Annotated in this window: 26 protein-coding genes and 1 pseudogene; 12 read left to right on the forward strand and 15 right to left on the reverse strand. The window is 41.7% G+C overall.

The window, feature by feature from the left end:
* Positions 1-10: 10 nt before the first annotated feature.
* The 15 genes and pseudogenes from CIW83_RS15195 to CIW83_RS22325 all read right to left on the reverse strand — a co-directional run bounded on the left by CIW83_RS15195 (position 11) and on the right by CIW83_RS22325 (position 13342).
* Positions 11-1954, reverse strand: a complete 1944-nt coding sequence (locus tag CIW83_RS15195) for a C40 family peptidase (RefSeq protein WP_094902739.1) — start codon at positions 1952-1954, stop codon at positions 11-13.
* On the reverse strand, positions 1947-4310 hold the full coding sequence (locus CIW83_RS15200; RefSeq protein ID WP_235601363.1) for a VirB4-like conjugal transfer ATPase, CD1110 family: 2364 nt from the start codon (positions 4308-4310) through the stop codon (positions 1947-1949). The genes CIW83_RS15195 and CIW83_RS15200 overlap by 8 nt, the downstream gene beginning before the upstream one ends.
* Positions 4258-4653: a PrgI family protein gene (locus CIW83_RS15205; RefSeq protein ID WP_094902741.1), complete on the reverse strand. Its 396-nt coding sequence runs from the start codon at positions 4651-4653 to the stop codon at positions 4258-4260. Before CIW83_RS15205 ends, CIW83_RS15200 begins: the two co-directional genes overlap by 53 nt.
* Positions 4654-4700: 47 nt before the next feature.
* On the reverse strand, positions 4701-5099 hold the full coding sequence (locus CIW83_RS15210) for a hypothetical protein (protein WP_094902743.1): 399 nt from the start codon (positions 5097-5099) through the stop codon (positions 4701-4703).
* Positions 5100-5141: 42 nt separating this feature from the next.
* Positions 5142-5615 (reverse strand): SpoVG family protein, encoded by a 474-nt coding sequence (locus tag CIW83_RS15215; RefSeq protein WP_094902745.1) that lies wholly within the window; start codon positions 5613-5615, stop codon positions 5142-5144.
* Between the two features lie 49 nt (positions 5616-5664).
* Positions 5665-6531, reverse strand: a complete 867-nt coding sequence (locus tag CIW83_RS15220; protein ID WP_094902747.1) for a VirB6/TrbL-like conjugal transfer protein, CD1112 family — start codon at positions 6529-6531, stop codon at positions 5665-5667.
* 11 nt (positions 6532-6542) lie between these two features.
* Complete coding sequence (locus CIW83_RS15225) at positions 6543-6755, reverse strand: Maff2 family mobile element protein (RefSeq protein ID WP_011988858.1); 213 nt, start codon at positions 6753-6755, stop codon at positions 6543-6545.
* 92 nt (positions 6756-6847) lie between these two features.
* A pseudogene (locus tag CIW83_RS15230) lies at positions 6848-8679 on the reverse strand (VirD4-like conjugal transfer protein, CD1115 family).
* Positions 8669-9142, reverse strand: a complete 474-nt coding sequence (locus CIW83_RS15235) for a PcfB family protein (protein ID WP_094902749.1) — start codon at positions 9140-9142, stop codon at positions 8669-8671. Before CIW83_RS15235 ends, CIW83_RS15230 begins: the two are co-directional and overlap by 11 nt.
* 75 nt (positions 9143-9217) lie before the next feature.
* Positions 9218-10015 (reverse strand): DUF6674 family protein, encoded by a 798-nt coding sequence (locus CIW83_RS15240; protein WP_094902751.1) that lies wholly within the window; start codon positions 10013-10015, stop codon positions 9218-9220.
* A gap of 51 nt (positions 10016-10066) precedes the next feature.
* Positions 10067-10774: an antirestriction protein ArdA gene (locus CIW83_RS15245; protein WP_094902753.1), complete on the reverse strand. Its 708-nt coding sequence runs from the start codon at positions 10772-10774 to the stop codon at positions 10067-10069.
* Positions 10767-11120: a hypothetical protein gene (locus CIW83_RS15250; protein ID WP_094902755.1), complete on the reverse strand. Its 354-nt coding sequence runs from the start codon at positions 11118-11120 to the stop codon at positions 10767-10769. The genes CIW83_RS15245 and CIW83_RS15250 overlap by 8 nt, the downstream gene beginning before the upstream one ends.
* 301 nt (positions 11121-11421) lie before the next feature.
* Positions 11422-12690, reverse strand: coding sequence for a ParB/RepB/Spo0J family partition protein (locus CIW83_RS15255; protein WP_201259922.1), 1269 nt, complete (start codon positions 12688-12690; stop codon positions 11422-11424).
* A complete protein-coding gene (locus CIW83_RS23105) occupies positions 12633-13064 on the reverse strand; it encodes a hypothetical protein (protein WP_201259923.1) in 432 nt (143 codons plus the stop codon). Before CIW83_RS23105 ends, CIW83_RS15255 begins: the two co-directional genes overlap by 58 nt.
* A 110-nt stretch (positions 13065-13174) precedes the next feature.
* On the reverse strand, positions 13175-13342 hold the full coding sequence (locus tag CIW83_RS22325) for a hypothetical protein (protein WP_158220143.1): 168 nt from the start codon (positions 13340-13342) through the stop codon (positions 13175-13177).
* A gap of 512 nt (positions 13343-13854) precedes the next feature.
* Between CIW83_RS22325 and CIW83_RS22330 the strand changes: the two genes are divergently transcribed.
* From CIW83_RS22330 to CIW83_RS15305, 12 genes are all read left to right on the forward strand, one after another.
* Positions 13855-14010, forward strand: coding sequence for a hypothetical protein (locus tag CIW83_RS22330; RefSeq protein WP_158220144.1), 156 nt, complete (start codon positions 13855-13857; stop codon positions 14008-14010).
* Between the two features lie 106 nt (positions 14011-14116).
* On the forward strand, positions 14117-14509 hold the full coding sequence (locus CIW83_RS15260; protein ID WP_094902757.1) for a manganese catalase family protein: 393 nt from the start codon (positions 14117-14119) through the stop codon (positions 14507-14509).
* A gap of 163 nt (positions 14510-14672) precedes the next feature.
* Complete coding sequence (locus CIW83_RS15265; RefSeq protein WP_094902759.1) at positions 14673-16079, forward strand: sigma-54-dependent Fis family transcriptional regulator; 1407 nt, start codon at positions 14673-14675, stop codon at positions 16077-16079.
* Positions 16080-16239: 160 nt separating this feature from the next.
* A complete protein-coding gene (locus CIW83_RS15270; protein WP_094902761.1) occupies positions 16240-17520 on the forward strand; it encodes a glycine/sarcosine/betaine reductase component B subunit in 1281 nt (426 codons plus the stop codon).
* Positions 17521-17531: 11 nt separating this feature from the next.
* Positions 17532-18803: a glycine/betaine/sarcosine/D-proline family reductase selenoprotein B gene (locus CIW83_RS15275; RefSeq protein WP_094902763.1), complete on the forward strand. Its 1272-nt coding sequence runs from the start codon at positions 17532-17534 to the stop codon at positions 18801-18803.
* Positions 18804-18815: 12 nt separating this feature from the next.
* Entirely contained in the window at positions 18816-19895 is a 1080-nt protein-coding gene (locus tag CIW83_RS15280; RefSeq protein ID WP_094902765.1) for an NAD/NADP-dependent octopine/nopaline dehydrogenase family protein, read from the forward strand.
* Positions 19896-19923: 28 nt separating this feature from the next.
* The gene (locus CIW83_RS15285) at positions 19924-21336 is read left to right on the forward strand and encodes a Na+/H+ antiporter NhaC family protein (protein ID WP_094902767.1); all 1413 of its coding nucleotides are present in this window, start codon (positions 19924-19926) and stop codon (positions 21334-21336) included.
* Between the two features lie 27 nt (positions 21337-21363).
* Positions 21364-22482, forward strand: coding sequence for an alanine dehydrogenase (locus CIW83_RS15290; RefSeq protein ID WP_094902769.1), 1119 nt, complete (start codon positions 21364-21366; stop codon positions 22480-22482).
* Positions 22483-22711: 229 nt separating this feature from the next.
* On the forward strand, positions 22712-23470 hold the full coding sequence (locus CIW83_RS23860) for an FAD/NAD(P)-binding oxidoreductase (protein WP_255374473.1): 759 nt from the start codon (positions 22712-22714) through the stop codon (positions 23468-23470).
* Positions 23471-23604: 134 nt separating this feature from the next.
* Entirely contained in the window at positions 23605-25230 is a 1626-nt protein-coding gene (locus CIW83_RS23865; protein ID WP_235601365.1) for a DsrE/DsrF/DrsH-like family protein, read from the forward strand.
* Between the two features lie 153 nt (positions 25231-25383).
* The gene (locus CIW83_RS15300; RefSeq protein ID WP_094902771.1) at positions 25384-25929 is read left to right on the forward strand and encodes a rubrerythrin family protein; all 546 of its coding nucleotides are present in this window, start codon (positions 25384-25386) and stop codon (positions 25927-25929) included.
* Positions 25930-26174: 245 nt separating this feature from the next.
* Complete coding sequence (locus tag CIW83_RS15305) at positions 26175-26771, forward strand: DUF5317 domain-containing protein (protein WP_094902773.1); 597 nt, start codon at positions 26175-26177, stop codon at positions 26769-26771.
* The last annotated feature ends 8 nt before the right edge of the window (positions 26772-26779 follow it).

Genomic DNA, 26779 nt, shown 5'->3' on the forward strand with positions numbered 1-26779 from the left:
CTCCTTTTCGTTATGGCAAACGCCCATAGCCTAAAAAATGATTTTGCCAGTAGCTTGTATTGATAGAAGTGTACTGTATGGGGGAACCGCAATGGATCATCATACCGTTTCCAACGTAAATTCCCACATGGCTTGCGCCGGAAGTGTCGTAGGTGCCTTGAAAGAAAATCAGGTCGCCGGGCTGTGCTTCGTCCGGTGGGATATGGGAACAGGAATTGTAAAGCCCTGTTGCGGTGGTTCGCCCCACGCTTCCCACACCCGACTGATTGATGACCCAGCACACAAAGCCCGAACAATCAAATGAAGTGGAGGGAGAAGAACCGCCCCAAACATAGGGGTAGCCTAAATATTTCTCCGCTTCCGCAATCATAGCCGCAAATTCCGGGTCGGCCAGAGCTTGTGGCGGTATGTCGTAATCGGTGTATTCCCCGGCATGGGCGTAAATATTGCCCTCGAACAGATAAGGGCGGTTGCCTTTGGTCTTTTGGTAAATGGTATAGCGTTCCGTCTGCTCCGGGTCGAGATTGGAAAGAGCCACGGCTCCCAATGACTTATTCTTCAAAGACACATTGAGGATATAGTAATCATAGGGAACCTCGTAGGTGTCGGTATGGGTTTCGCTGTTCTCGTCCGTCCAAGTGTCGGTTTCAGTGCGGTAGCGTACCTCCACCGTTTCCGTGATGGTCAGGATATATTGCTGTTCGAACAGGGCTTGCAGTTCTGCCTGTACCTGTGCCGGGGTGTAGCCGCCGTATTTGGCAGTCAGGTAGGAAGCCAGCTCAAAGGGGTCATGCCCGATTTCGTCCGCGGAATAGCAGTATTCGTCATAGTTTGGATAATCGCTTTCTATCCTGGAGAGCCGTTCGCGCAAATCCTTTTCCAGTGCGGTATAGCTTTCTTCCACGGCTTCAATATCGCTGTCCGACGAACCGTAGGAAGTGCCGCCCACAACGCTAATCAGGCCGTTGCCAATGATGGTGATTCCCGCCATGCAGGATTGTAGAACCACGATCAGCAGGAACGGCACCAGACCAAGCAGTAAAATCTTTGGATTGCGCTTTACAAAGGCCGCAACCGTTCGGGCTACTTTTTCTGTGAACCGCACCGCTTTTTTGCCCTGCTTTGCCGCTTCCTTCGCCTGTTTTCGGTACTGCTTTTTTAGCTGTTGCTTTTGCCAGAACCGGGAAACCGGATTGCTTTGCAAGCCCGGATTGTCCTGCACAAGCTGGCGGTAGGCGTAATCGGCTCTTGCGCTGATATGTCTGTTTTCCCACTTGCGAACCTGCCGGGCAGGCCGGGTGCGGATACGGTGCTTGATAAAGCGTGTACCGCCCCAGACGAGGTGTTCCCCGGCAAGCTCGGTTTTGTGGGCGGCTTCCGTTCCCACGTTTTCACGCTCCACCTGATGAATTTTCCCATGCACATACCGCCATGACTGATACCCGGCGGCATGGCTGACTTTTTTAATCGGGCCGGGCTTTTTCTGCGGTTTCTGATTCGCTAATTTCTCATGGGCGGTATTCAGCTTTTCGCCGCTCTTTTCCATACGGAGCTTTGATTTCTCCATGCGCTTACCGTTCTGCGCCGCCTTTTTGTCCGTAGAGCCAGAATTTGAATCAGCTCCAGCAGTTTCACCGCCGGGCGAGGTGTCCGTTTTTTCATTACCGGGCGGCGGCTCTCCGTCACGCCGTAGACGTTCCGAGGGGCGGGGCTTCTTGCTGTCCTGCCGGAGCTTTCCCGACTTCGGGCCAAGTTGGCCCGAAGTGGCAGGGTCAGAACGATTACCCACAGGCGGTGAAGCTCCCGACGGGTCGGAGGTTTGCGGCGGTGTTATCCCGGAAGTTTCCTTTTTGGGAGTCGCCCGCTTTTTTGACTTCGAGCCAAGTTGGCCCGAAGTTCCCGCCTGCCCTTTTGGCATAAACCGCAATCGGCCCGACCTGCCCATATCACGCATTTTGGGCCTCCCTTATATCCTCCGGGCGGGTCGTTAGCAGATTGTAGATTTCGCCACGGGGAAAACGATCTACAAAGGGAATGGTGGTATTGCCGAAGAACAAAAGACCCTCCCCGGAATTGCTGTGGGCGATATACGAAAGCTGATGTTCTGATATGCCAAGCTGTTTGGCGAGAATCGCCCGGTCGCCCTGCGCCTGTGACAGCAGTATCATAAAGTCGCTGTTTTCCAAGATATTTTCGATTTCGCGGCTGGCTAAAAGGTCTTTCACATTCTGTGTAAGTGCACTCGGCACACAGCCCTTTTTACGAAGCATTTTCCACACACGGACAAAGTAGCTGGCAGAAAGTGCGTCCTGCAACAAAATATGAAATTCGTCATAGTAACACCAGGTCGCAAGGCTTCTTAAAAAGTTCTCGTCTACCGCCTGTGTCACCAGCTCGTTTGTGATGTGCATGGCAATTTTTCTTAGGTTTTCGCCCATGCTTTTCAGTACGATACAGGTAATGCGATTATCGGTCTGCACGTTGGTAGGGTGGTTGAACATATTAAGGGAGCCGGTGCAGTAAAGCTCCAAGGCGGTTGCAATCCGTCTGGCTTCCGGTTCCGGCTGCTGGCACAGGGTTTCATACAAATCTTGCAGAAGCGGCATTTTTCCGTCCCCGATACCAAGGGCAAGCTCCCGGTACACCAGCCGCACACAACGGTCAATGACCGTTTTTTCAATGGGCTGTAACCCCTCCTTGCCACCGATAATCAGCTCACATAAGGACAATAAAAAATCCGCTTTCATTGAAAGCGGGCTGTCCTCTCCGGTTAAGTTCAGTTTTAAATCCATTGGGTTGATGTGATGGGGGCTGTTTGGCGATATTTCTATGACCTCCCCGCCAAGCCGCCGGACTAACGGGGCGTATTCGCCCATTGGGTCTACCACGATAATGCGGTCTTTGGTAGCAAGGAATACGTTGATTAGCTCACGCTTTGCGGCGAAGCTCTTGCCGGAGCCGGTGGAGCCAAGATACAAACCATTGGCGGATTTCAGCTTTTTGCGGTCTGCCATAATGACGTTATGGGAAAGGGCGTTCATGCCATAATACAATGCCTGACCGCCCATGCGAAGCTCCTGCGTCATAAAGGGAACAAATATTGCCGTTGAGCTTGTTGTCATGCCCCTCTGTATTTCAATGCCATTCCAGCCAAGGGGCAGACTGCTCATAAAGCCCTGTTCCTGCTGAAAGTCCAGCCGTTTGAGAAAGCAGTTGTATTTCTGCGTAATGCCCGATACCGTGAAAATATCGTTTTCCAACTGCTGGCGGGTGGGGGCCGTATTCACCACAAGGAATGTGAGAAGAAACATTCGCTCGTTGCGGCTCTGTAAATCTGCCAAGAGTGCCGCCGCGTCCTTGCTGTAAGTGAGCAAATCCGGGGGAAGAATATCAATGTCATATCCGGCCCGGGCGGCTTTTTTCTGCTCGTCCATCTTCATACGGTCTATGTCGGTCAGCTTTGCCTTGACTGTTTTCACCGCTTTTGTCTGGTCTACGGTCTGGATATGCAGGGTGATGGTCATTTCCGCGTCCACCTCTAAAAGCTCCGCTAACAGCTTGTCGGAAAGCTCGGAAGCCATAATCTGCATATACAAAGCCGCGCCCCATGTAGTCCCTACACGAAAGGCGCGGCTTTGGCGAAAATCAAAGGACGTAGGAGCGATAAAATCCTTTGTTCCCATGCCTGTTTGGGGTATCATATCCCAACCGAAAATAAATTTTTCCTTTCCTCCGGGGTGTAGTTGGCTGTGTAGCACCTCCAAGCGTTCCCGCCCGGAAAGGGTTACCGACTGTACGCCCAGCTTCTTGAAGTTCCCCACAATATCCGCTTCGATACGCTCCAAGCGGGGCCGGGCCGCCGCAATCCCGTCTGCCCCGATCCCGAACGTGATGTATTTGGAGCGGACAATGCCGTTGTTGCTTTTGGCAATCTGGTTTTCCAGCATGGCGGTAAATTCGCCCCGGATACTGTTGAAATCGTCGTCCTGCGGGGAAATGTTTACGCTGTAACGGTTCTCCGGGCGGGAGCGGTGGTTGATAAAGGAAAGCTGAAAGGGCAAGGCACTGTCAAAATAATTGAGAAAGCCGCAGTATCCATCAAAAATGGTGCTTTGGTCGTCACTGGAAGCCACAGCGTAGTTAATATCCTCGTAGGAAAGGGTCTTTGTATAGTAGCCCTCCCGCACCTTGCAGATACCGTCTTTCAGCATTTCCTTGTAGGGAATGGTCTGCTGTGCCGACTGCGGCCCGCGCTTTTTAGGCTTTCCGCTTTTTGCGGGAACGGGCGGGCGTTTTGTTTTTTGTGCCATTGGGTGAAACCTCCTTTCCGGGGTTGCTTAGGTAGGAATAGAAATTCTGTGTCTTATAGGGGCGTGTGCGGGGCCATAGGAATTTGGAGCGGACAATATTACGCACCACCTTTTCCAGCGGCTGTCCGTCACGCTCATACATGGCAATGAGAAAGCAAGGGAGCATAAGGGCAATCATTAAGAGCATAGCCCCGGTATTGCCAATGGCGGTACGGGTAAAAAGATAAGCCGGAATACCGACTACCGCCGCCGCTCCGAAACATAAAAGCTGGCGTTTGGTGAGATTGAAAGCCACTTTGGTTTTTATTTTTGATAAATCATTTGGTACGCTTACATAGGCCAATGAAAAATCCTCCTTTCTGACTTCGGGCCAAGTTGACCCGAAGTTGATTATCGTTCTGCATTGTGGATAGGAACCGTCTGCCGTGCCGGGGTCTTTTCCAGTCCGGCCTGCCGTACCCGCCAATAGTCCGGGTTGTGTTCTCGAAGTGACTTATTGATGTTTTCCTCAAAAGCAGCCTTGTCTTTTATACGGTCTGGAACCGTCCACAATTTTTTATCCAAAAGCTCCCGCAGGGCAACATCTTCCTGCGTATCTTCCTCAAAACAGAGAAAACCACTGTGACGAAAGCCGCACTTGATAGCGGCAGGAGAAAGCACCGCCGCCATATCCTTTGCAACCATTGTTCCGCCATGACTGGCGGTACTCACAAGAAATACGCCGGGGCAGAGAACATCACAGGTCTGCACCTTGCCCCACGGCGATTGTTCCGGCTGTTGGTAAAGCATAGAATCCTCCTTTCCGGCACTTCGGGCCAAGTTGGCCCGAAGTTACCTTTCTGCATTTTTGGCCTTACCGGACTTTGCCGGAGCAGGCCGGGCGGCGTTTTCCTGTGCCGCCTGTTTCGCGCCCTCCGCAAGCTGTTTCGGGATAGACTGCTTTTCGGGGGAAGCAATGGTAGCGGCGCGGGTCTGCAACTTTTCAAGCTCCGCATGATAAGCCGCTGTTACGGCTTCGGTCAGCTCGGCGCGAAACTCCTTTGTGATAGGGCGGGACGTATCCCGGTAGCCGGTTTTGCTGGTCTTATCCGGCTTGCTCGGCATACCTACAAAAATGCCCTTGTCATTCTGCAAAATCTTAAAATCGTCAATTACAAAGCAGTCATTCAGCTTCAAACTGGCAAAGCCTACAAGGTTGCCCTTTGGCGGGGTGAGCCGGGCGGTAACGTCCAGCTTCAGCGGCAGAGCCGCCTGTCCGGGTTGCTGTTCCGCTTCCTGCGGAACCGTTGTTTTTTCATTGCTCATAATAAAAAAATTCTCCTTTCTCACTTCGGGACAAATTGGCCCGAAGTTGTCAGTGCGCTCCAAAAATGGATTTCGCAAGGCTTCCCGTCTTGAACATGGTGAAGCACAATAGAACCGTATAGCCGATTACTGTCCATATGGCTCCAATGGGGGCGCCGCCTACGGCGATACTCTGCACCAGCTTTGCGTAGATTCCCACACATACCAAAATCAGCAAGCCTTGAAAGCCCACGGCGCACAGGGATTTCAAATAGTTCTGGCCCATGCCTCCGATTTCCCGGTTGACCAAGGTTGCCATTGGCACAGGGGCTAAACTGGTGAGTAAATAAATTTCAATCATTCTGCCGTACACAATGACAAATACGACAATGTTGATTGCTACGACAATAATCTTTATTAGAAAAGATTGCATCCACAGGCCAAGCAGAGGGCCGATTTCCATTGTCATGAGCTGGGCTTCCAATCTGTCCAGCATATCGGGGCTTACCCCTGTATTTCCTGCAATCACGCCCCCTGCACTGTTAATGACGCTCTGCGATACATCAAATACCGCCATCACGATATTGAACGTGTTGGAAAGAAGCAGTACCGCGACAAAGGTTTTAAATATCCACTTGAAAAAAATCCATGTGTCAATGTCGTGCAGGTTGTTCCGGTCAATGAGCATTTGAATCAGCTCATAGCACATGACAAAGGTAAGCACCAGTCCGGCAATCGGCAAAACAACCGTTTCGGAAAGCTGCCGTATAAGGGAGAACACGCCGGGGTTCCAGTTCCCCGGCGTGGTTCCCACCTGTGTTGCAATCTCTCCGATCTGGTCGTTCACGTTCTCGAAAAGGCCGCTTAAATTGCCCATGATACCATCAACTAGCAGGCCTTTTATCCATTCGTTAATCCAGTCGGTGAGAAAATCCATACCGGCCTACCTTAAAACAAGCTGGAAAGCATAGGTACAAGCGTTGTTCCCAGCAGGATAACGCCGCCCCCGGCCATAAGCTGTTTAATGCCTTGCGATTTCGCGCCCGGATTATCGGAGCCATACCCTTCCAAAAGGTTGATAACGCCCCATACGGCAAGGCCAGCGCCAAGAGCTACAACAAGGGTCTGTAAGGTACTAACTGCACTCGTAAAAAATCCCATAATCTATTTACCTCCATGTTTTCATATTGTTTTTGGGTACAAAAAAACCGCCATTTTCGGCGGCTGCCACTTCGGGTCAAGTTGGCCCGAAGTTATGCAAATGCTTCCGGGTCGTCCACATCATCATAGTTGAGAATGTCCTCGTTCTCGTCTATGGCGGCGGCTTCCCCGTCGGCACTTACTTCATAAACGGTATACTGCTCATTGGGATTGAGCTTTTTCATGCAGCGGTTTACCAGCTTTGAAGCGTCAAAAGCGTTGCGTTTATCAGCTTCGGCGGTATACCTGTAATTGGGGTGCTGTTTTAAATCGTATTTGGGGGAAAGGAATGGACGCAGGCCGCGAAGCTGTAAAATACACTTGTTGCCCGGCATAGTGGTCAATTCGTCCATTGTCATAAGCTCCTTGCCAAGCCGTTGCAAGTTCTGTCCGTAGCTTTCCGACTGGCCCCGCGTCCGGCTTTCCGTCTGCATGGAAATGGTTTCTTTCCCCAAAACCTCCGAAAGTTCCTTGATGGTGGAATGTTCCCGACCACCAAGAAAAATCACGCTGTCCATATTTCCCATAATGGTTTCAGCGTGGTCTTTGTATAAGGCTTTGAGTTGGCTTTGCGCCTGCAAAAACAGGCATAAGGATATTTCGCGGGAACGGATAACGGCAACCAGCTTTTCCAGTTGCGGAACCTGTCCCGTATTGGCGGCTTCGTCCCATAATACCCTTACATGATGGGGGAGCCTGCCGCCATACTTGCTGTCGGCCCGTTCGCATAAAAGGTTGAACATCTGCGAAAAAGCAAGGGCAACAATAAAGTTATAGGTCGTATTGGTGTCACTGATGATGAAAAAAGTGGCGGTTTTCTTATCGCCCATGCGGTCAAGTTCCATTTCGTCATAGCTCATAATCTCCCGGAGCTGTCCAATATCAAAGGGAGCAAGTCTGGCTCCGCAGGAAATCAGGATACTTTTCGACGTTTTCCCGCTGGCGAGCTTGAATTTCTTGTACTGGCGTACCGCAAAATGATTGGGGTTGCGCTTCTCCAAGCCAAGGAACATATAGTCCACGGCATTTTTGAAATTTTCATCATCTTCCGTGTTTCCATGCTGTTCAGCATATCCACTAGGGTATTGATATGCCGTTCTTCCTCCGGCCCCTCAAAGACAATATAGCCGATTAAAGCACAATAAAGCAAGGTTTCTGCTTTCGTCCAGAATGGATCGCCCTCTTTACCGTCGCCCTTTGTGTTCTCAATCAGAGCGTTTACAAACTTCAAAATATCGCTTTCCGTCTTTAAGTAGGCCAGCGGGTTATAGTGCATGGATTTTGAAAAATCTATGCTGTTAAATACCTTGATTTTGTAGCCCTGCTTTTTCAGAAAAGAGCCGACCTGCTCTAAAATGCCGCCCTTTGGGTCAACCACCACATAGGACGAATGAGCCTGCAAAAGCTGTGGGGTCAGCCAAAACCTTGTTTTTCCGCTTCCGCTGGAGCCTATGATACAACAGTTAAGGTTTCGGGCGTTGGCGGGATTTGCTGGTCGGGTGTTCATGGTAAGAAGCTCTGTCCCGGTAAGTATTACGTTGTTGCTGAATTTTGGGTCGATAAAGGGCTTGATGTCCTTTGCTGTTCCCCACCGAGCCGAGCCATATTCCACATCCCTCCGAAACTTTTTTGCGTTTTTTACCTTATACCATACCACCAGCCGGAGTATGACAGCACCGGCAAGGCCAATGAGCCAGTCGGACAGCACAAAGCCCGGCGCAAAGGAAGCAAATGCCGGGCTTATGGTTTTTATCATGCCAACCAGCTTATTTCCGAAGTCTGTACCTGCCGCAAGGCGGTAGGCTGTGCCGAGCTTTAGAAAGAACCACAGCACGAACAGATAGGGAATATTGGGAATCACATATTTACGGATTTTATCGTTCATTCCGCGTCACCTCCCGTTTTCGTTCCTTTTGGCGCGGTTTGGTACGCTCCCTGTCGGCAAAGTTTTTCAGTTGTTTCAGAATAGAGGGGCGGCGACTCTTGCTCCGGTTCATCACCAGCTTTGTGTATTCGCCAAAACAGGCGGTTATCGCGTCTGCCTGCCCGGCTTTGAAGAATAACAAATATTTGTCCGGCCCGGTTTTGTGAAAAGCATAATCTACATTGTATTTCCGGGCCACACGGTCAAACAGCTTCGTATCCCCGGACAAATCAAGGCTGTTGGTCGAAACGCCGTGGTTCATCAGCTTTTTTACGCTCTGTCTGCCCTGCGGGGTCTGCCGTTTCTGATGGCTCTTTTGTATCTGCCGGAGTGCTGCCGCCAACACCTTTGCCAGCGTCCGGCCCGTCAGCTTTGTGGCATTGACGGATAGAGCAATCGTCCGGCGTTCAATATCTTCCTGCATGAAATTCCTCCTTTCCTGCCAGATAGGACAATCGTATAGGCAGGAGGACTTCGGGCCAAGTTGGCCCGAAGTGTGTTACCTCTCCGCATTGACAGGGCGGGGGCGTTCTGCGGCGGGAGCGTCCTTTTGCGCCTGCGCGATTTTTTCATTGTGGGTCGCAAGAGCTTCCCGGATAGAGGGCTTTTTCTCTGCCGCCCGTTCCTCCAACCGTGCCAGCGTATTCAAAGATTTTTCTACATGGCCTTTTATACTGGAAAAATGGGAACGCTCCGCACGGAATGGAGCGGATATGACCGCCGCCAGCCTGCCGGGCTGTGTTACTTCCTGTACGGCTTCTCTGCCAAGCATGGCCCGGCCCATGTTTTTCAAATGCCGCCCGGCCTGATGGTATTCGGTGCTGATAGCTTCAATTTTAGCAATGGCCTTATCATCATACTGGATATCCTTTGTAAGCATATCCCGCATGGCTTCTAAGGTAGGGCGCATCTGAAAGAAACGGGCCACGTTATCCAGTGCGGAAATGCCGGTTTCCTTAAAAGCGGCAACGGCGTTCCTGCAACCGTCTATGACGTTTTGCTTTAGCTCCGCTAATTTTTCCCGCAAATCCAATATCTGCCCCTGCATAACAATGACCGCCTTTTGCAAAGCGGTCTTAACCGGGTGGTTTTGTTCCTGCGCCGTTTTCAATTCCTGCCGCATGGCAGCAAGCTCCTTTACAGCGGCGTCAAGCTGTTTTTCCATTGCGCCAACCTGATTCAGAACCGAAAGAAAATCCTTTGTGGACGGGGAATTGTTTTCCTTTAATATCGCCAAAAGCTCTTTAACGTGTTCGTTTTCCAGAATCGGTTCGGTAGTGGTTTTCGTTTTTGCCATAGTTTTTTTAACCTCCTTTCTCACTTCGGGACAAGTTGGCCCGAAGTGGCTTTACCGTTCCTCACAGGCCGGAGCAGTGCGGCCTTTTTGAGGAACGGGTGCATTGTCAATCATCTGCTGATACTGTTTGAGGGTGTCACGAATCGAGAGCTTTTCCGGTTCGGGATAAGCGAAAATCCGGTGTTCCTCCGGCAAATCATCCCTGCCGCTGTAAAGCTCGGTAAAGCTGTCACCTGTCCGCACCACATAGCCGCCCTCGGTAAATCGTCCGTCCTCGTCCAAGTTCATGTCCCGCCCATAGGCTTCATAATCAATGTAATTTTCCAAATGCTCCGGGATTTCCAGCGTACACATTTCTTCGATATAGAAGCGGCCCAAATCTTCCTCGTCCTCAATTCCGGCATAAAACTCAAAGCAATCCAGATTTTGAGTGAGGTTAATTAGGTCTTTTGCACTATTGTATTCCCCGAAGTCCACGGCGGCGGCAAACTTTTCCGCTTCCCATTCCGGCATATCGTCCAGCAGGGAAGCCAGATAGTTTAGCTCGTCAATGCTTTCATATTCGCCCAAGCAATCACGCAGGCCGAGTACGTCGGTTTCATAATTGGTAATGAAAATTTCCTCATACCGCACACCGTCCACATGGATACGCTTCAAAAGAGCCTGCACTTCCTCGGTGGTGGCGGGGAGCTTTAAAGGCTCCCCGTCCAAATATCCCTCGTTATACCGTCCAAGATTGGTAACAAAGGCTTCAAGCATGGTCTTTTTCCTGCCCCTGCGTTTTCACGGTCAGAATCCCGTCCAGCGTGGTTGCCGTAATGTTCAGCCGTCCGGCAACGGCAATATCGTTCTTTACGTCCTCGTCAATATCGCTTCCGCATACGACAAGTACATGGGCGCGGCGCAGGAGATCCCGGCTCATATCAATGCCGCTTTTATGTTCCTCCGGGATTGCGTCATTGAGAAAAAGCGGGAGATACAGGGTCGGGCAAACCGGGGAAAAACCGGCTTCATAGACTGCCCGGCAATATTGCGTCGCCTGTTTGGTGTCCGTATCGTGATTGCCGCACCACGCGGCAGTAATGTATGCTAAAGGTCGTTTCATTGTTTAAGCACCTCCGTTCTTGTTGCGCTGAATGTGTCAACCTATCCCCCCGCCCTTTCCACGCTTGGAAAGGGAGCAGCTCAAAGGAATATATATCCCCGTCGCTTGACTGCCTTAAAGCATAACCGGGAGAAATCCGTCAAGAGTGCGAAGCACCGCCTACGGCGGCAGGCTCTTGACCGATTTTCCCGGTTATGCTACCTGATATATGGCGACGGGGAATATATTATATCCTTAGAGCTTTGGGGTGCGGGGCAAAGCCCCGCATACACTGACTTCGGGCCAACTTGACCCGAAGTGCTTATTTTTCCTGTTCGGCTTTCTTTTGAGGAGCCGAAACCTCTTTCAGTTTTGCCTTGTTTTCCTCAAGCAGCTTCATAATGGTATCCTTCATTTCGCGGGGTGTTTTCTCCTTGCCGAAATACTGGGAAAGTTCTTGACTTGAAATAATCACTTTGTCTGCCTCCTTTTTTTCTTCTAACATGATTCCGTCAATCACATCGGGGTTTAACAGCTTCTTTTGGTCAAGGTCACGCATACGCTGTGCCTGTGAGAGCGAGGGAGCCGACTGCTGGCCCTCAATAGCGATAGCAATATACCGCTGATTTTTTGGCTTGATAAACGCAAGCTCCACCGCGGGAGTGAACGCGATTTTCTTTTCGTCCACCATTTTCATTAGGTCGGGAACCAGCTCATTGAGCTTGATATACCGCTGAACCTGCTTGACCGTCATTTTGTTGCGCTCGGCTACGACCTCATTGGAACGCTGTCCGTTGCCGGTTCGCGCACCCTGCCGCTTGATGGCTTCCAACTGCATTTGCAGGGCTTTGGCCCGTTCGCTGGGTAGGATATTTTCACGCTGATTGGTGTTGTCCTCTACCATCTGCGTGATGGCCTGCTCGTCCGTCATGTTGCGGATAATACAGGGCATATCCGTAAATCCGGCTAATTCGCTGGCTTTCTGGCGGCGGTGGCCGGATACGATTTCATAGCCGCCATCTTCGCGGGGGCGCACAATGGCAGGCTGGGTAACGCCCTTGTCCTTAACGCTTTCCACCATAGCCGCCATTTCTTCATCATTACGAACCTGAAACGGGTGGTCTTTGAAAGCAAAAAGCTCGGAAAGATTGAGATAAACAATCTGTTCCTGTTCGCCGGGGCGGGGTGCTTCCCTCGGTTCGGGTGGCAGTTCCGGGGCAGGGGGCGGCGTTTCTTGCTGTGCCTGTTCCGTAGCTTGCGGGGAATCAGAAGCCCCGCCGCCAATTTCTGCGGCTTGTTTCGGTTTATCCGGTTTTACAGCCTTTGGGGCTTTTTCCTGTTTGGTAGGGCGAGTAGGCTTTTTGTCCGCTTTTTCAGTGGTTTTTTGTGAGCGGGATTTGGGCTTGCTGTCAGCCGTTTTCGGCTCGTTTTCCTTTCCCTTATCCATACCAGGTTTCTCTGGCTCTGCCTTTTTTTCGGTATGTGCTGATTTTTCCACGTCCTTTTTTTCGGGGGCGGTCTGCTCCGCTTCCTTTACCGCCGCCTGTTTCCCGGAAACAATCTCATTGATTTTGTCAAAGGAAACCACCACATCACCGGGGGCGGGAATGTCAATGGGGTAGGTACTTCCGGCCTGTCCTTATCAGATTCATGTAGGGCGACTCCGTCCTCATGGGGAAGTGCCGCTGTTTCTTCGGCAGTCTTTTCCGGGGCAGGAGCTTCGCCGCTAATCTCCGGCATGGGTTTGGGAGTGCTTTTTTCTTCTGTTGTTGCTTCCTGTGCGGGAGCGGTTTTTACTTCCTCCGGCTTGTTTGGCTCATTTTTTGCCATGCGTTTTTCCTCCTTGTCTGTTTTATGGCATGAAAAAAGGGGCTTGATTTTTAGGTCAAGCCCCAACGGGATATTCGCAATCCCTCCTTTCGACTTCGGGCCAACTTGCCCCGAAGTTCCGCTATCCAGATACAAAAATACCGCCTATCTTGTCCAATTGGGCGGTATCCTGTGTAATGTGATAGCTCATATTTTATTTTGGTATCTCCTTATCCCGCATAGAATAAGGGTTTTTGCAGTTTTCCTTAAATCACGGGGTCAGTAGGTGCTGTAGGCCCAGTGGGTCCCGTTGGTCCAGTAGATCCTGTTGGACATTTTATAATACACTCACATTCAAAGTTACAACGATCGTGATCCCATATGCAAGGATCATATCTTGATTTATTCCAATTATTATAAGACATATATGACATATCAAATCTCCCTTCCACATTTTCAATTCCAGCGATTTTTTGGACACTTTGATATAAACTATAATATAAGGTGTAAGTGTCTAAAAAACTGTAAAAATAGAAACAGTATTTAGTGCTTTACTTTATGGCAATTTATAAAACAATTTGTCACTATTATATATTATGAAAAACAATATAAAAGGTTTACAATTTAGGTACAAGTACAAATTATTCTGAGACCTTATTTTGACTCTAGATTAAATAGTAAAGAGACCCTAGGAAGGTCTCTTTATAGATAAGGAAGGCACATTTATAGATATATATATCTATAGGTATATAGATATGTGCTTAATACTATTGTATTAATTCAATTAAATTATGTGATATAAAAGATGAGGGAGAATATAACAATTGATACTAAAATAGATTTCAAAACAACATTTTTTTATTTAAAAAATTTTTCCAAAAAAGAAGGACTTTTAATTCAAATATAGAACTATATAAGTAAAATCTAATGTAAAGGGTGATAAATAATGGTAGAGAGCCTATTATTTATAGCTAGAGATTTATTACGTTCTTTAGACATTATGGAATTTACAGAAGATGAAAAAGATTATATAGCTTATGTAGCATCAAGAGTTATGGCTGTTTTGTCAATTGAGTTAGAGAAAGGCATAATGATAGAATAGGATCTTATTGGTCCTATTTTTTTGATTTTTTCTAGAGTATCAAGAGTGTTAAAAAAATGACCTCTTGCTTACCATGCAAGTGATTAATCTATATAACATATAACCTATGGGTACAGAAGAGCTGGCTCATTGGGAGATAATTGGAACCTTAGTATGGAAATTAGTAAAGGATGCGCCAGTACATCAAATAAAAGGAACACCATTTGAAGCTCATTATGTAAATCATGGTAAAAGTCCATTTCCTCATAATGCTGGAGGTCAAGCTTGGACAGCCGGATATATTCAGTCAAAGGATGATCCGATAGCAGATTTACATGAGGATATGGCAGCGGAAGAAAAGGCAAGAGCCACCTATGAATGGTTAATCAGAGTCAGTGATGACCCAGGAGTGACCGATACATTAAGATTTTTGAGGGAAAGAGAAGTAGTTCATTTCCAAAGATTTGGAGAAACGTTAAGAATAGTACAGGAATATATAGATAGTAAAAAATACTATTAAGTTAATATAGGAAAAAGTTAAAGGCTCATATCTATTGCAGATATGAGCCTTTTTGTGACAAGATTTTGACGAGAAAAAGATATTTTAGATCATACGTTAGTTATTTGCCATAAGTTATATCTATATTATATAATAAGACTATAGACGAGCTGGAGGGTGAAAAATGAAAGATGATAATTATCTAACCAACATGAATTATGTAGATGCCATAATGATAGTAGATAGACATGGAAAAATTGTATATTCTGTGAGATATAATCCTAGATTTGATAGTAGTGGTTGTGAGGATGATCTTGAGAATATATTAAATAGAAATTTTTTGGAAGTATATTCTGGTATTAACCCTAAAGATAGTACTATGATTAGATGTATTAATGAAGGAAAGCCGATTTATTTATCAGAGCAGGTATTTAGCGATTATAAGGGAAGGATTATAAATACTCAAAACCTTACAATACCAATAATAAAAAGTGGAAAGATTCTTGGTGCAATAGAACTATCTAAAGATATAACGAAGATTGAAGAGCAGATAAAAAGTAAAGTCTATTCCTTTAAAACAGATTCCGTTAAATACAAAAGAATACAAGGACCTATATATACTTTTGAAGATATAATTACATCAAATAAAGAAATGTTACATAATATAGAAAAGGCAAAAATAATATCAGATAATACATCCTCAGTTATAGTTTATGGAGAGACAGGAACAGGTAAGGAGCTATACGTTCAATCAATTCACAATTATAGCAGTAGAAGAAATAAACCATTCATAGTACAGAACTGCGCCGCACTTCCTGAAAATCTATTTGAATCTATATTATTTGGTTCAGTTAAAGGAGCCTTTACTGGTGCTATAGATAAGCCAGGTTTATTTGAAGAAGCTCATGGAGGAACTTTATTCTTAGATGAAGTAAATTCCATGCCTCTAAATTTACAAGCGAAATTACTTAGGGTATTACAGGATGGTAGGGTTCGTAGAGTAGGAGGTAGTCAAGAAAAGGAAGTAGACGTAAGAATAATTGCAGCAATGAATATAGAGCCAGTCAAGGCTATGGAATTAGGACAAATTAGGGAGGACTTATTTTACAGGTTATGTGGAATAAGTTTAAAACTACTGTCACTCAGGGAACGAAAAGAAGATATAATGGTATATGTTGAATATTTTATAAATCTTTACAATGAGAAATATAGCAAGGGGATAATCGGTATATCTAATGAAGTAATGAAATTGTTTCTTGACTACAATTGGCCCGGAAATGTAAGAGAACTTCAGCATGTAATAGAATCCTCAATTCATTTTGTAGGAAATAATGAAGAAATAAAATTAGATCATCTTCCAGTATATTTAAACGATAAGATTAATAAAGAGAATGATGATTTTATTGAGGATAATTTTGATATAAGTTGTACCACATCTTTAGATGAAATGCTTGAAGGAATAGAAAAACAAATGATAAATAAAGCTTTAGAAAGTACAGGAGGTAATATAACTAGAGCTGCTTCATTATTAAAGATAACTAGACAAAGATTACACTATAAACTTGATAAATATGGAATAGATTTTAATTGATGTTAAAAAAATAGCAAAAAAATTTTCACTGGGTGACAGATTTCTGTCACCTTTATTATATTTTATCATCCTTAAACAACTAAAATAGCACTTTAATGACTGGCATAGCTTTTGCATTAACATGATGGTGTAAAGAGAGTAAGAAAAAGGAGGTTAAGATATGGAATTAATTCTAAGAAAGATTAAAGTAAATGATATAGTATTTGGTCTGGCTACCAAAATAGATAATGGAGTATTAACTATATCAAAGGACGAAATCCAAGACTTGTTATTAGAAGATGAAAGAATATTAGAAGTGCAAATAGATATAGCGAGACCTGGGGAGTCCATCAGAATAATTCCCGTTAAGGATGTTATAGAGCCTAGAGCAAAGTTAAATGGTGATGTTTTTCCTGGGATAAATGGAGCAATAGAGGATGTTGGCAGAGGGATTACTTATGCATTAAAGAATTGTGCTGTAATCACAACGGGGCCTATAGTGGGATTTCAGGAAGGAATAATTGATATGAAGGGTCCCTTAACTAAATATACACCATTTTCTCAGTTAAATAATCTTGTCCTTAATATAAAGAAGAAAATCGGAGTAAGTCAACATGAACATGAAGAGGCGGTAAGAGTAGGTGGAGTAAAAGTAGCACATTATATTGGAAGACATGCCTTAGAGTATAAGAATTATGAAGAAGAGATTTATAATTGGAATAGCTTATCAGTTAAGCTAAAAGAGTACCCAGAACTACCAAAAGTAGCATATGTTTATCAATGTGTAGGTCAAGGACTTTTACATGACACCTATTTTTATGGAAAAGATGTTAAGACTATGGTTCCAACAGCAGTTAATCCCCTAGAGGTATTTGATGGTGCATTAGTTAGCGGTAACTGTGTATCAGCAGGGTCTAAAACTACAACATACCATCATCAAAATAATGCTATTATTAATGAATGTTTTAAAAGGCATGGGAAAGAAATAAATTTCATAGGTGTAGTCCTAAGTCCTATGACTACATATCTAGCAGATAAATATAGAAATGCAGTGATTACGTCTAGAATGGTGGAAATGCTTGGAGCTGATGGAGTTATTCAATCACAAGAGGGTTTTGGTAATCCAACAACTGATTTAATGATGATATGTAAGAGACTTGAAAACAAAGGAATAAAGACAGTCCTTATTAGCAATGAAGATGCTGGAGTAGATGGTAAATCTGAATCCTTACCAGATGGTACTATAGAGGCTAATGCCATGGTTTCAACTGGAAATAGCAATGCAACAATTAAAATACCACCGATGGATGTGATATTAGGAGATTTCGATGCGTTAGAACATATTACAGGAGGTTTCCAAGGTTCAAGGCAAGGGGATGGGTCTCTAATCATAGAAGTTCACGGTATATTAGGTAGTCATAATTTACAAGGTTTTAGTCACTTATCAGCAGTGACAATTTAGGAGGTGAGAGGATGAAAAAAATATTATTCTACACTAATCAATTTTTTGGACAAATTGGAGGAGAAGAGAAGGCAGGTATACTACCCAAAATAGAAAGAAGTATGATAGGTTCAGCAAATTTGTTCAAGGATTTAGAGGGTGAAATTATTGCTACAATAATTTGTGGAGACAATTATTATGCAGAAAATATGGAGGAAACGAGAAAATTCATATCTAAACATATAGAGGAGCTTAATCCTGACTTAGTTGTAGCAGGCCCTGCATTTAACGCAGGAAGATTTGGTATAGCTTGTGGAGATATATGTAGTTTTGTTAATGAAAAATATGGAATCAACACTATAACTGGAATGTATATAGAAAACCCAGCAGTTGAGATATATAAGAGCAATACCTATATTGTAGAAACTGGTAATTCTGCTGCTACAATGAGAAAGGCAATTTTCAAAATGGCAAAATTGGCTAATAAATTGTTAAAAAATGAAGATATTGGATTACCTAATGAAGAAGGATATATTCCGAAGGGAATTAGAATCAATGTATTTAAAGAAAAAAATGGCGCAGAAAGAGCGCTTGATATGTTAATTAAAAAGCTAAAGGGAGAAGAATTTAAAACTGAAATTCCAATACCAATATATAATACAATTACTCCAGCAGAGCCAATATTTGATATAAAGAAGGCAAAGATTGCCTTATTAACAACTAGTGGATTAGTGCCTATGAAAAATCCTGATCATTTGCCAGCCGCTACTGCAAAATTTTATAAAAAATATCCAATAGATAGTATAGAAAGATTTGAAGAAGGAGAATTTGAATCAGTTCACGCAGGATTTGATCCAGTATATGCAAATCATAACCCAAATAGGTTGTTACCACTGGACTTATTTAAACAATTGGAAAAGAATGGAGAAATAGGAAATTTACATGAACATTACTTCGTAACTACAGGAAATTCTACCTCGGTAGCAGATGCTACAAAAATGGGAAAAGAAATAGCGCAGGAATTATTGGATGTAGGGGTAGATGGAGTTATAATGACATCAACCTGAGGTACATGTACACGTTGCGGTGCAACCATAGTAAAAGAAGTAGAGAATATAGGTATTCCGGCATCACATATATGTACAGTAACGCCAATTTCAAAGACAGTCGGAGCAGTAAGGATAGTTCCAGCAGTAGCAATACCTTATCCAGTAGGTAATCCCAATGAAACTGAAGAAAAGGAAAAGGAAATCAGAAAAAAAATAGTGCAACATGCTATAGACCTATTGCAAGAAAAATTCTAAGGGGGAGTAGAAATGAAAGTTGCAGTACTTGGTTCAGGAAATGGTGGTTGTGCCGTTGCCTTTGATTGGGCAAAAGCAGGACACGAAGTATACTTATACGATTTTGAACAATTTTCTTTTAATATTGATGCCATAAATGATAAAGGTGGTATTTCTAGTTCGGGAATGTTAGAAGGATTTCAAAAATTATCATATGTAGGTCATGATTTAGAGAAAGCTTTGAAAGGGGCACAGCTAATATTTATTGTAGGACCAGCCTATAGTACAGAACCTTTTGGAAAAGCTGTAAAACCTTATTTAGAAAAGGGTCAAACTTTTATAGTATGTCCTAGTTCTTGTGGCGGTAGTATTGTATTTAAAAATGCATTAGGATTAAGTCTAGATAATGAAGATTATTTAATAGCTGAAACAAGCACTTTGCCTTATGCTGTAAGAATTAATGGACCTGCAAGTATTAATATATTTTTGAAGTTAAAAGATGGTGTATTTCTCGCAGCTCTGCCTAGTAAGTATACTTCTAAGGTTCATGAATTAATAAAAGAAGTTTATCCAGCGTTAATTCCTGCAAATAATGTACTGCAAACAACATTGCAAAATGCCAATCCAGTTATCCATCCATCTGTAACATTACTAAATGCAGCGTTAATAGAGAGAACTAAAGGTGATTTTTATTTTTACGAAGATGGGGTAACCACAGCTGTAGGAAGATTAATGAAGGAAGTAGATAAAGAGAGAATAGCAATAGGTCATAGACTTGGATTTAGTATTATTGAAGATCCAGTCCTAGGGATGAAACAAGGTTATATGCAGGAAGCAACATATGATAAAGGATATTCAGAAGCTATGGGATTTAAGGGAATAGGAGCACAATCAACCTTAGACCATAGATACTTAAATGAAGATGTTGGCTATGGATTAATATTTATGGCAGAGCTTGGCAAGGAAATTGGGGTAGAGACACCCGTAATGGATTCAGTAATAAAACTTGCATCAATTATTATGGATAGGGATTATCGAGGAGAGAAAAAAAGAACAATAGAAACATTAGGTCTTAATAAGTATAATTTGTCAGATTTACTTGAAATTTTATAGGATTTATAAAAATTAAGGAGGTAATATCATGGATCCAGTTACAAACTTTGGAATTTTATCATTATTACCAGCATTCACAGCATTAATCCTCGCATTTATTACTAGGGAAGCAGTTTTTTCATTATTAATTGGAGTTCTAGTTGGGATATTAGTTACAGGACAAAATATATTATTTGGATTTACAGGTCTAGCTCAATCCGCACTAGGAAATGCAGATTTTATCTGGGTACTAAGTATAGAAGTTTTTGTAGGTATTATGATAGCATTTTTTCAAAAATCAGGTGCCATTGATATTTTTTCAAAATCTATCGAAAAAATGAACGTAAAAGCAAGAGGTGCTCAAATACTAGCTTGGCTACTAGGTATATTTATATTTTTTAGTGATTATTTTAGTCCTCTATATGTAGGTACAGTTATGAGAAATATAACAGATAAAGCAAGAGTATCAAGAGAAAAATTAGCATATATATGTGACTCTACATCAGCACCAGTTTGTACAATTATTCCCTTTTCCTCTTGGGGTGTATATGTAGCAGGGCTATTAGTGGGAATTGGAGCATTTACGGATAAAAATATAGCTATGAATGCAATTGTTAGAATGGTTCCGTTCAATTTTTATGGTATTTTATCCGTAATTATGGTAGGGGTAATAGCAATAGGCATAATTCCTGACTTTGGGCCTATGGGCAAAGCTGAGAAAAGAACAAGAGAAACAGGAAAGGTTATGAATGATAATGCAAGACCATTATTAGGAAAAGAGCTTTCAGAAATTAAGCCTAATGAAGGTATAAAGCCAAATCTTTTTTTAAACTTCTTTGCTCCAGCATTAATTATTATTTCAATTACCTTAGGAACATATATAATTAACGGAAGTGCAAAGACACTTGAGGGATTTGTCGCCGCAGTAGCATTTCAATTTATTACAATGCTAATTCAAAAGATGGGAACTATTCCTGAATTAGTAGAGACAGCTATAGCTGGTATCAAAGGTATAGTATCTGCAGTTATTATTTTAGCATTAGCATATTCACTTAATGCAATAAGTAAAGAACTTGGAACAGCAGACTATGTTATATCAATTGCTAGTTCATGGATGACGCCAGCATTATTGCTAGTATTTACATTCCTCATAGGAGCTTTTATATCCTTTTTCACGGGTACCAGCTGGGGGACATATGCTATTTTAACTCCAATAGTTGTACCATTAGCATTTAATTTGACAGGTGGAAATATAACAACCTTAGTATACGCAACTATAGCTGCAGTAATGGGGGGAGGATGTTTCGGAGATCATTGTTCGCCATTATCAGATACAACAATATTATCATCACTTGCAGCTGGCTCGGATCATATTGACCACGTAAAAACACAAGTGCCCTATGCACTTTCAGTAGCAGGAATATCGGCATTACTTTATTTAGTAATAGGAATTATGTTATAGCAAAATTGAGCTTTGGAGGAATGAATAATGAAAATAGGAATACCAAAAGAAATAAAGCCATATGAATACAGAGTAGCATGTGATCCTAATGGGGTGAAAGAAATAGTAAATAAAGGGCATAAAGTATTAGTTGAAAGAAATGCAGGAATAGGTAGCGGATTTACTGATGAAGATTATAAGGTTCAAGGGGCGGAAATAATAGATACAGCCAGAGAAATATTTGCAGAATCAGATTTAATTTATAAAGTAAAAGAAATTTTTCCAGAAGAGTTTGCATATATGAGAGAAGGTCAAATAATATTTACGTATATTCATTCTAATGCTCATAGAGAACAAACAGATGCCATGATTGACAAAAAAATTATTGGGATAGCCTATGAGGATGTGGATGATAAAGATGGGGAATTTCCTTTATTAAAACCAATGAGTATTATAGCCGGAAAGGGAGGATTTCTAGCAGCATTAAATTTTATGCAGAAAATCTATGGAGGAAATGGAATATTATTGTCGAAAATAGATGGCATAAGAACTCCAGAAATAACCGTTATAGGTGCGGGAAATTCAGGAGTAGGTGCAGCAGAATTAGCATCAGCATTTGGAAACAAAGTTACGGTATTAGATATAGATGTAAATAAGCTAGAAGCAGCAAGAAAAGTATTACCACCAAATGTAGAATTTTTGTATTCTAATAGAAACAATCTAGAGATGTGTCTAAAGAGGACAGATGTATTAATGAATTGTATCCTTTGGCCAAAATGGAGAAAAGATCATTTAGTAAGTAAAGATATGTTAACTATAATGAAAAATAGAGCATTAATAGTAGATGTAGCATGTGATGAAGGTGGAGCTATAGAGACATGTAAATCAACAACTCATGATGACCCAATATATGAAGTAAATGGAATAGTACATTATTGTGTAGATAATATACCATCTGCATTTTCGCAGACGGCAACTCAAATTCTATGTAATGCAACTCTTCCATATTTACTAGAAATAGCAGATAAAGGAGTGGAAAAGGCATTAAAGGATAATAAATATCTTAGAAGAGGTTTATCATTCTATAATGGGAAATTAACTTTGAAAGAGACTGGAAGAAAACAGGAAAGACCATATATAACACCCGAAGAAGCTTTAGGAATATAAATATTGAATATAGAAAGATAAAGCTAGAGACTCATATCTACAAGATATGAGTCTCTTTATAATGTATAGGAAAATGCTAATTCGTTTTCATATGAACTTGGCATAGGTATTACATATAAATCTTTTTTACATAAAATTTTATTGACAAAAATAGTACGATATCATAATATATAAATATACAGATACGGGGTATAGGTTTAATGTTAAAATTGGCAAGGAGGAATTAAAAATGAGTAAAAAAGTAGTTATCGTTGGTGGCGTTGCTGGCGGTGCAACAGCTCTAGCCAGACTTAGAAGACTTGATGAAGATATTCAGATAGTATTGTTTGAAAGAGGAGAATATGTTTCCTTCGCAAACTGCGGTTTGCCGTATTATATAGGAGGAACTATAGAAAATAGGGATTCCTTATTGGTTCAAACGCCACAAAGTATTATGGAAAGATTTAACGTAGATGTAAGAATAAAATCAGAAGTTACGAAGATATTTAAGGAAGATAAAAAAGTATTGGTTAAAGATTTAAAAAATGATAAGACATATGAGGAATACTATGATTATCTTATTTTATCCACAGGATCAACGCCCTTAAAGCCACCAATACCAGGAATCAACTCACCTAACATCTTTAGCCTTTGGAATATACCAGATACAGATACCATAAAATCTTATGTAGATGAAAAAAGTCCAAAGTCTGCTATAGTAGTAGGTGGTGGATTTATAGGTCTTGAAATGGCTGAGAATTTACATGATTTAGGATTAAAGGTTTCCATAGTGGAGATGCTAGATCAAGTAATGGCACCGATAGATTATGAGATGGCACAAATAGTTCATGAGCATTTGAAGTCAAAGGGAGTAGACCTTAGACTAAAAGATGGAGTAAGCAAATTTGAATATAGTAGTGAAGTGACTACTATTACTTTACAATCAGGTGCTGAAATTAAAGGAGATATAGTTATATTATCCATAGGCATTAGACTAATGGAGAATTAGCTAAGGATGCAGGACTAGAGGTAAATCAAAGAGGTGGAATCATTGTAGACAAATATTTAAAGACTTCTGATGACTTTATATATGCTATAGGAGACGTTATTGAAGTTAAAGACTATGTAAACAATGTTCAGACAATGGTACCTTTAGCAGGTCCAGCTAATAAACAAGGCAGAATAGTTGCAAATAATATTTTAGGTTCAGAGGAAGAATATAAAGGAACTCAGGGAACGAGTATTGCTAAGGTTTTTGATTTGACAGTAGCTAATACAGGTACAAATGAAAAAACTTTAAATAGGCTAGGAAAAGAATACAAAAAGGATTATTTTATAGCAATTATTCATTCCAATTCCAATGCAGGATATTATCCTGGAGCTCTACCAATGACCATAAAACTAATATTTGACTTTGATGGTAAAATTCTAGGTTCACAAATAGTAGGATATGAGGGTGTAGATAAGAGAATAGATGTAATAGCTACTGCCATTAGATTTGGAGGAAAAGTTTCTGATTTAACAGAACTAGAACTCGCATATGCACCACCATATTCCTCAGCTAAGGATCCAGTGAATATGGTAGGATTTGCAGCGGAAAATCAGCTATTAGGAAAAGTTGACATTGTTCTTTGGAAGGAATTAGAAGAGCTAGATAAAGAAAATATTATTATCTTAGATGTAAGAGAAAAAGAGGAAATAAATATGGGCTATATTGAAAACTCTATTAATATTCCTTTAGGACAGCTAAGGAATAGACTTGGAGAATTGGATAAAAATAAATCATATATCTTGTATTGTGCTGTAGGCCTTAGAGGATATATAGGTACAAGAATTCTTGCTCAAAACGGATTTATAGCTAAAAATTTAGCAGGGGGTTTTAATACCTATAAGACTATGTTTTGTCAAAATAATAAAGATGATGCTTGTGGTATTAGCAGCAGTGGGCCTGAAGTCTTTAGTGATTCTGGAGTTCAGAAAGTGGAGAAGAAAACTAAAAGATTAGAAGAAATAGATGCCAAGGTAGCTGAAACAGGTGAATTTTTTAAATTAAATGCTTGTGGTTTATCTTGCCCTGGTCCTATTATGCAAGTAAGTGAAAAAATCAAAACTATTGATGAGGGAGATAAATTAGAAGTAATGTCAACAGATCCAGGGTTTATCAATGATATCGCTGCTTGGTATAAGAATACAGGAAATATATTAATAAGAACTGAAGAAGGAGACAAGAAATTTGTTGCTTTAATTGAAAAAGGGAGTAAAATTAAGGGGCAAATTGGCAAAAGTGTACCACAAGTAAAAGATGATAAAAATATTATAGTCTTTAGTGGAGATCTTGATAAAGCTATAGCATCTTTTATTATAGCAAATGGTGCAAGAGCAATGGGCAAAGAAGTTACTATGTTCTTTACATTTTGGGGATTAAATATAATTAAAAAGGACTCCTATATAAAGACAAACAAAGATTTTATGGGTAAAATGTTTGGAATGATGATGCCGAAGAATACCAGAAAACTTGGGCTCTCTAAGATGAATATGGCAGGTATGGGACCTAAGATGATAAGGATGGTAATGAAGGATAAAAATATATCTTCATTAGAGGAATTAATAGAACAAGGAATTAAATCTGGAATTAAAATGGTAGCATGCCAGATGTCAATGGATGTAATGGGAGTAATTAAAGAAGAACTCCTCGATGGAATAGAAATTGGTGGAGTAGCCACAATGCTCAATGCAGCAGATGACTCTAATATGAGCTTGTTTATATAAAAATGGGACTAAAAAGTCTCATTTTTTTATGATTAGGGCTATACAAAATGGGAATATATATGAAGAGAGTTGCATATTCTAGACATTGTTTAGAATATAGTATACAATATAGTATGCAATGTATATAATAAAATTTATAAAGGGGGAATTTTGATGAACGCAATGACAGCGGAAAATTTGAGATCAGCATTTGGTGGTGAATCTCAAGCACATATGAGATATAGAATATGGAGTGATAAGGCTAATAAAGATGGATTCCCAACTGTGGCTAGATTATTTATGGCTACATCAGATGCAGAAGAAGTTCATGCTACACTTCATTTCAAAGCGTTAAAAGATATTTCAGGTGATTTTTTAGTAGCATCTGGAGCAGGATTTGGGCTTAGCACTACTTCAGAGAATCTTCAGGGAGCAATCAATGGAGAGCTGCATGAAGTAAATCAAATGTATCCAGCTTACATAGCAGTGGCAGAGATGCAAGGAGAAAAAACAGCTATATCAGCAATGAGATTTGCTATTGAAGCAGAAAAAGTTCATGCAGAGCTTTTCACTAGAGCTAAAGAAGCGGTAGATGCTGGTAATGACTTAGAAGCAAAAGTTGTGGAACTTTGTCCAGTTTGCGGATATATTACACTAACAGGTGAAGAAGATAAATGTCCACTTTGTAATGCGAAGAAAGAGCTATTTGTAGCATACTAATAAACATAGTATGATGCTAGACACTTTGTGTCTAGCTTTCTACTTTTTATGACCTAACACAGCGAACGCTAGTGAGTTGATGTAGGTCAAACGCACCTACGCTGTCCGTTTTGTCTACAATTCGCTACGCTTATTGGACAAAAAGGCAACGAGAACCAAATTCATATGAGCGTAGCGAGTAAATGAATTTGAGCTTTGAGACTGCGGAGTGCGCATTGTGAATTTATTTAGGAGGTTGTTTTATTATGGTAATCGAAACTATTACACTATCTTTACTACTTGGGAAATTAATGGGTGGAAAGATAAGAAATATCGGTAATTTATATATAAACGGATGGTATTTATTTGTTGTAGCTTTTTCAGTAGAAATCATATCCTTATTAATAGTTTCTAAAACCGGTGGAAATTTAAGTGATATTATAGAGAATAATTTCTTTTATATACATATATTTATCTACTTATTACTAATCATTGGGCTAATAATGAATTTTCATGAGAATGGACTTAGAATAACTTTATTTGGATCTATTTTAAATTTTTTACCTCTTTCACTAAATAGTGGGAGAATGCCTGTTGCAATAAATGCTTTAAAGGTTTCTAAATTATATACTCAGTTATCACTATTAGAAGAGGGAAGAATAATGACTCATACTTTAGCTAATAAAGCTACAAAGTTAACTTTTTTAGGAGATATAATACCAATACCAAAACCATATCCTTTTCCTAAAATAATAAGTATTGGGGATGTTTTGATATCATTAGGACTTTTAATATTAATATTATCTTATATGAGGAAGAAATATGAGTCCCAAGGAAAAACTATAGAATTTTATAGACCCTAATTTCATTA

It is taken from the genome of Tissierella sp. P1 (assembly GCF_002266425.1).
GTDB lineage: Bacteria > Bacillota > Clostridia > Tissierellales > Tissierellaceae > Tissierella > Tissierella carlieri.

Coding starts and splice junctions, on each gene's coding strand:
- CIW83_RS15245 (WP_094902753.1), bottom strand. CDS start 10,774: ATGCTTGAAGCCTTTGTTACCAATCTTGGACGGTATAACGAGGGATAT.
- CIW83_RS15195 (WP_094902739.1), bottom strand. CDS start 1,954: ATGCGTGATATGGGCAGGTCGGGCCGATTGCGGTTTATGCCAAAAGGG.
- CIW83_RS23865 (WP_235601365.1), top strand. CDS start 23,605: ATGGTACCTTTAGCAGGTCCAGCTAATAAACAAGGCAGAATAGTTGCA.
- CIW83_RS15210 (WP_094902743.1), bottom strand. CDS start 5,099: ATGCTTTACCAACAGCCGGAACAATCGCCGTGGGGCAAGGTGCAGACC.
- CIW83_RS15235 (WP_094902749.1), bottom strand. CDS start 9,142: ATGCAGGAAGATATTGAACGCCGGACGATTGCTCTATCCGTCAATGCC.
- CIW83_RS15270 (WP_094902761.1), top strand. CDS start 16,240: ATGGAATTAATTCTAAGAAAGATTAAAGTAAATGATATAGTATTTGGT.
- CIW83_RS15290 (WP_094902769.1), top strand. CDS start 21,364: ATGAAAATAGGAATACCAAAAGAAATAAAGCCATATGAATACAGAGTA.
- CIW83_RS23860 (WP_255374473.1), top strand. CDS start 22,712: ATGAGTAAAAAAGTAGTTATCGTTGGTGGCGTTGCTGGCGGTGCAACA.
- CIW83_RS15250 (WP_094902755.1), bottom strand. CDS start 11,120: ATGAAACGACCTTTAGCATACATTACTGCCGCGTGGTGCGGCAATCAC.
- CIW83_RS15220 (WP_094902747.1), bottom strand. CDS start 6,531: ATGGATTTTCTCACCGACTGGATTAACGAATGGATAAAAGGCCTGCTA.
- CIW83_RS15200 (WP_235601363.1), bottom strand. CDS start 4,310: ATGGCACAAAAAACAAAACGCCCGCCCGTTCCCGCAAAAAGCGGAAAG.
- CIW83_RS22325 (WP_158220143.1), bottom strand. CDS start 13,342: ATGTCATATATGTCTTATAATAATTGGAATAAATCAAGATATGATCCT.
- CIW83_RS15280 (WP_094902765.1), top strand. CDS start 18,816: ATGAAAGTTGCAGTACTTGGTTCAGGAAATGGTGGTTGTGCCGTTGCC.
- CIW83_RS15265 (WP_094902759.1), top strand. CDS start 14,673: ATGAAAGATGATAATTATCTAACCAACATGAATTATGTAGATGCCATA.
- CIW83_RS15285 (WP_094902767.1), top strand. CDS start 19,924: ATGGATCCAGTTACAAACTTTGGAATTTTATCATTATTACCAGCATTC.
- CIW83_RS15305 (WP_094902773.1), top strand. CDS start 26,175: ATGGTAATCGAAACTATTACACTATCTTTACTACTTGGGAAATTAATG.
- CIW83_RS15240 (WP_094902751.1), bottom strand. CDS start 10,015: ATGGCAAAAACGAAAACCACTACCGAACCGATTCTGGAAAACGAACAC.
- CIW83_RS22330 (WP_158220144.1), top strand. CDS start 13,855: ATGGTAGAGAGCCTATTATTTATAGCTAGAGATTTATTACGTTCTTTA.
- CIW83_RS15260 (WP_094902757.1), top strand. CDS start 14,117: ATGGGTACAGAAGAGCTGGCTCATTGGGAGATAATTGGAACCTTAGTA.
- CIW83_RS15215 (WP_094902745.1), bottom strand. CDS start 5,615: ATGAGCAATGAAAAAACAACGGTTCCGCAGGAAGCGGAACAGCAACCC.
- CIW83_RS15225 (WP_011988858.1), bottom strand. CDS start 6,755: ATGGGATTTTTTACGAGTGCAGTTAGTACCTTACAGACCCTTGTTGTA.
- CIW83_RS15300 (WP_094902771.1), top strand. CDS start 25,384: ATGAACGCAATGACAGCGGAAAATTTGAGATCAGCATTTGGTGGTGAA.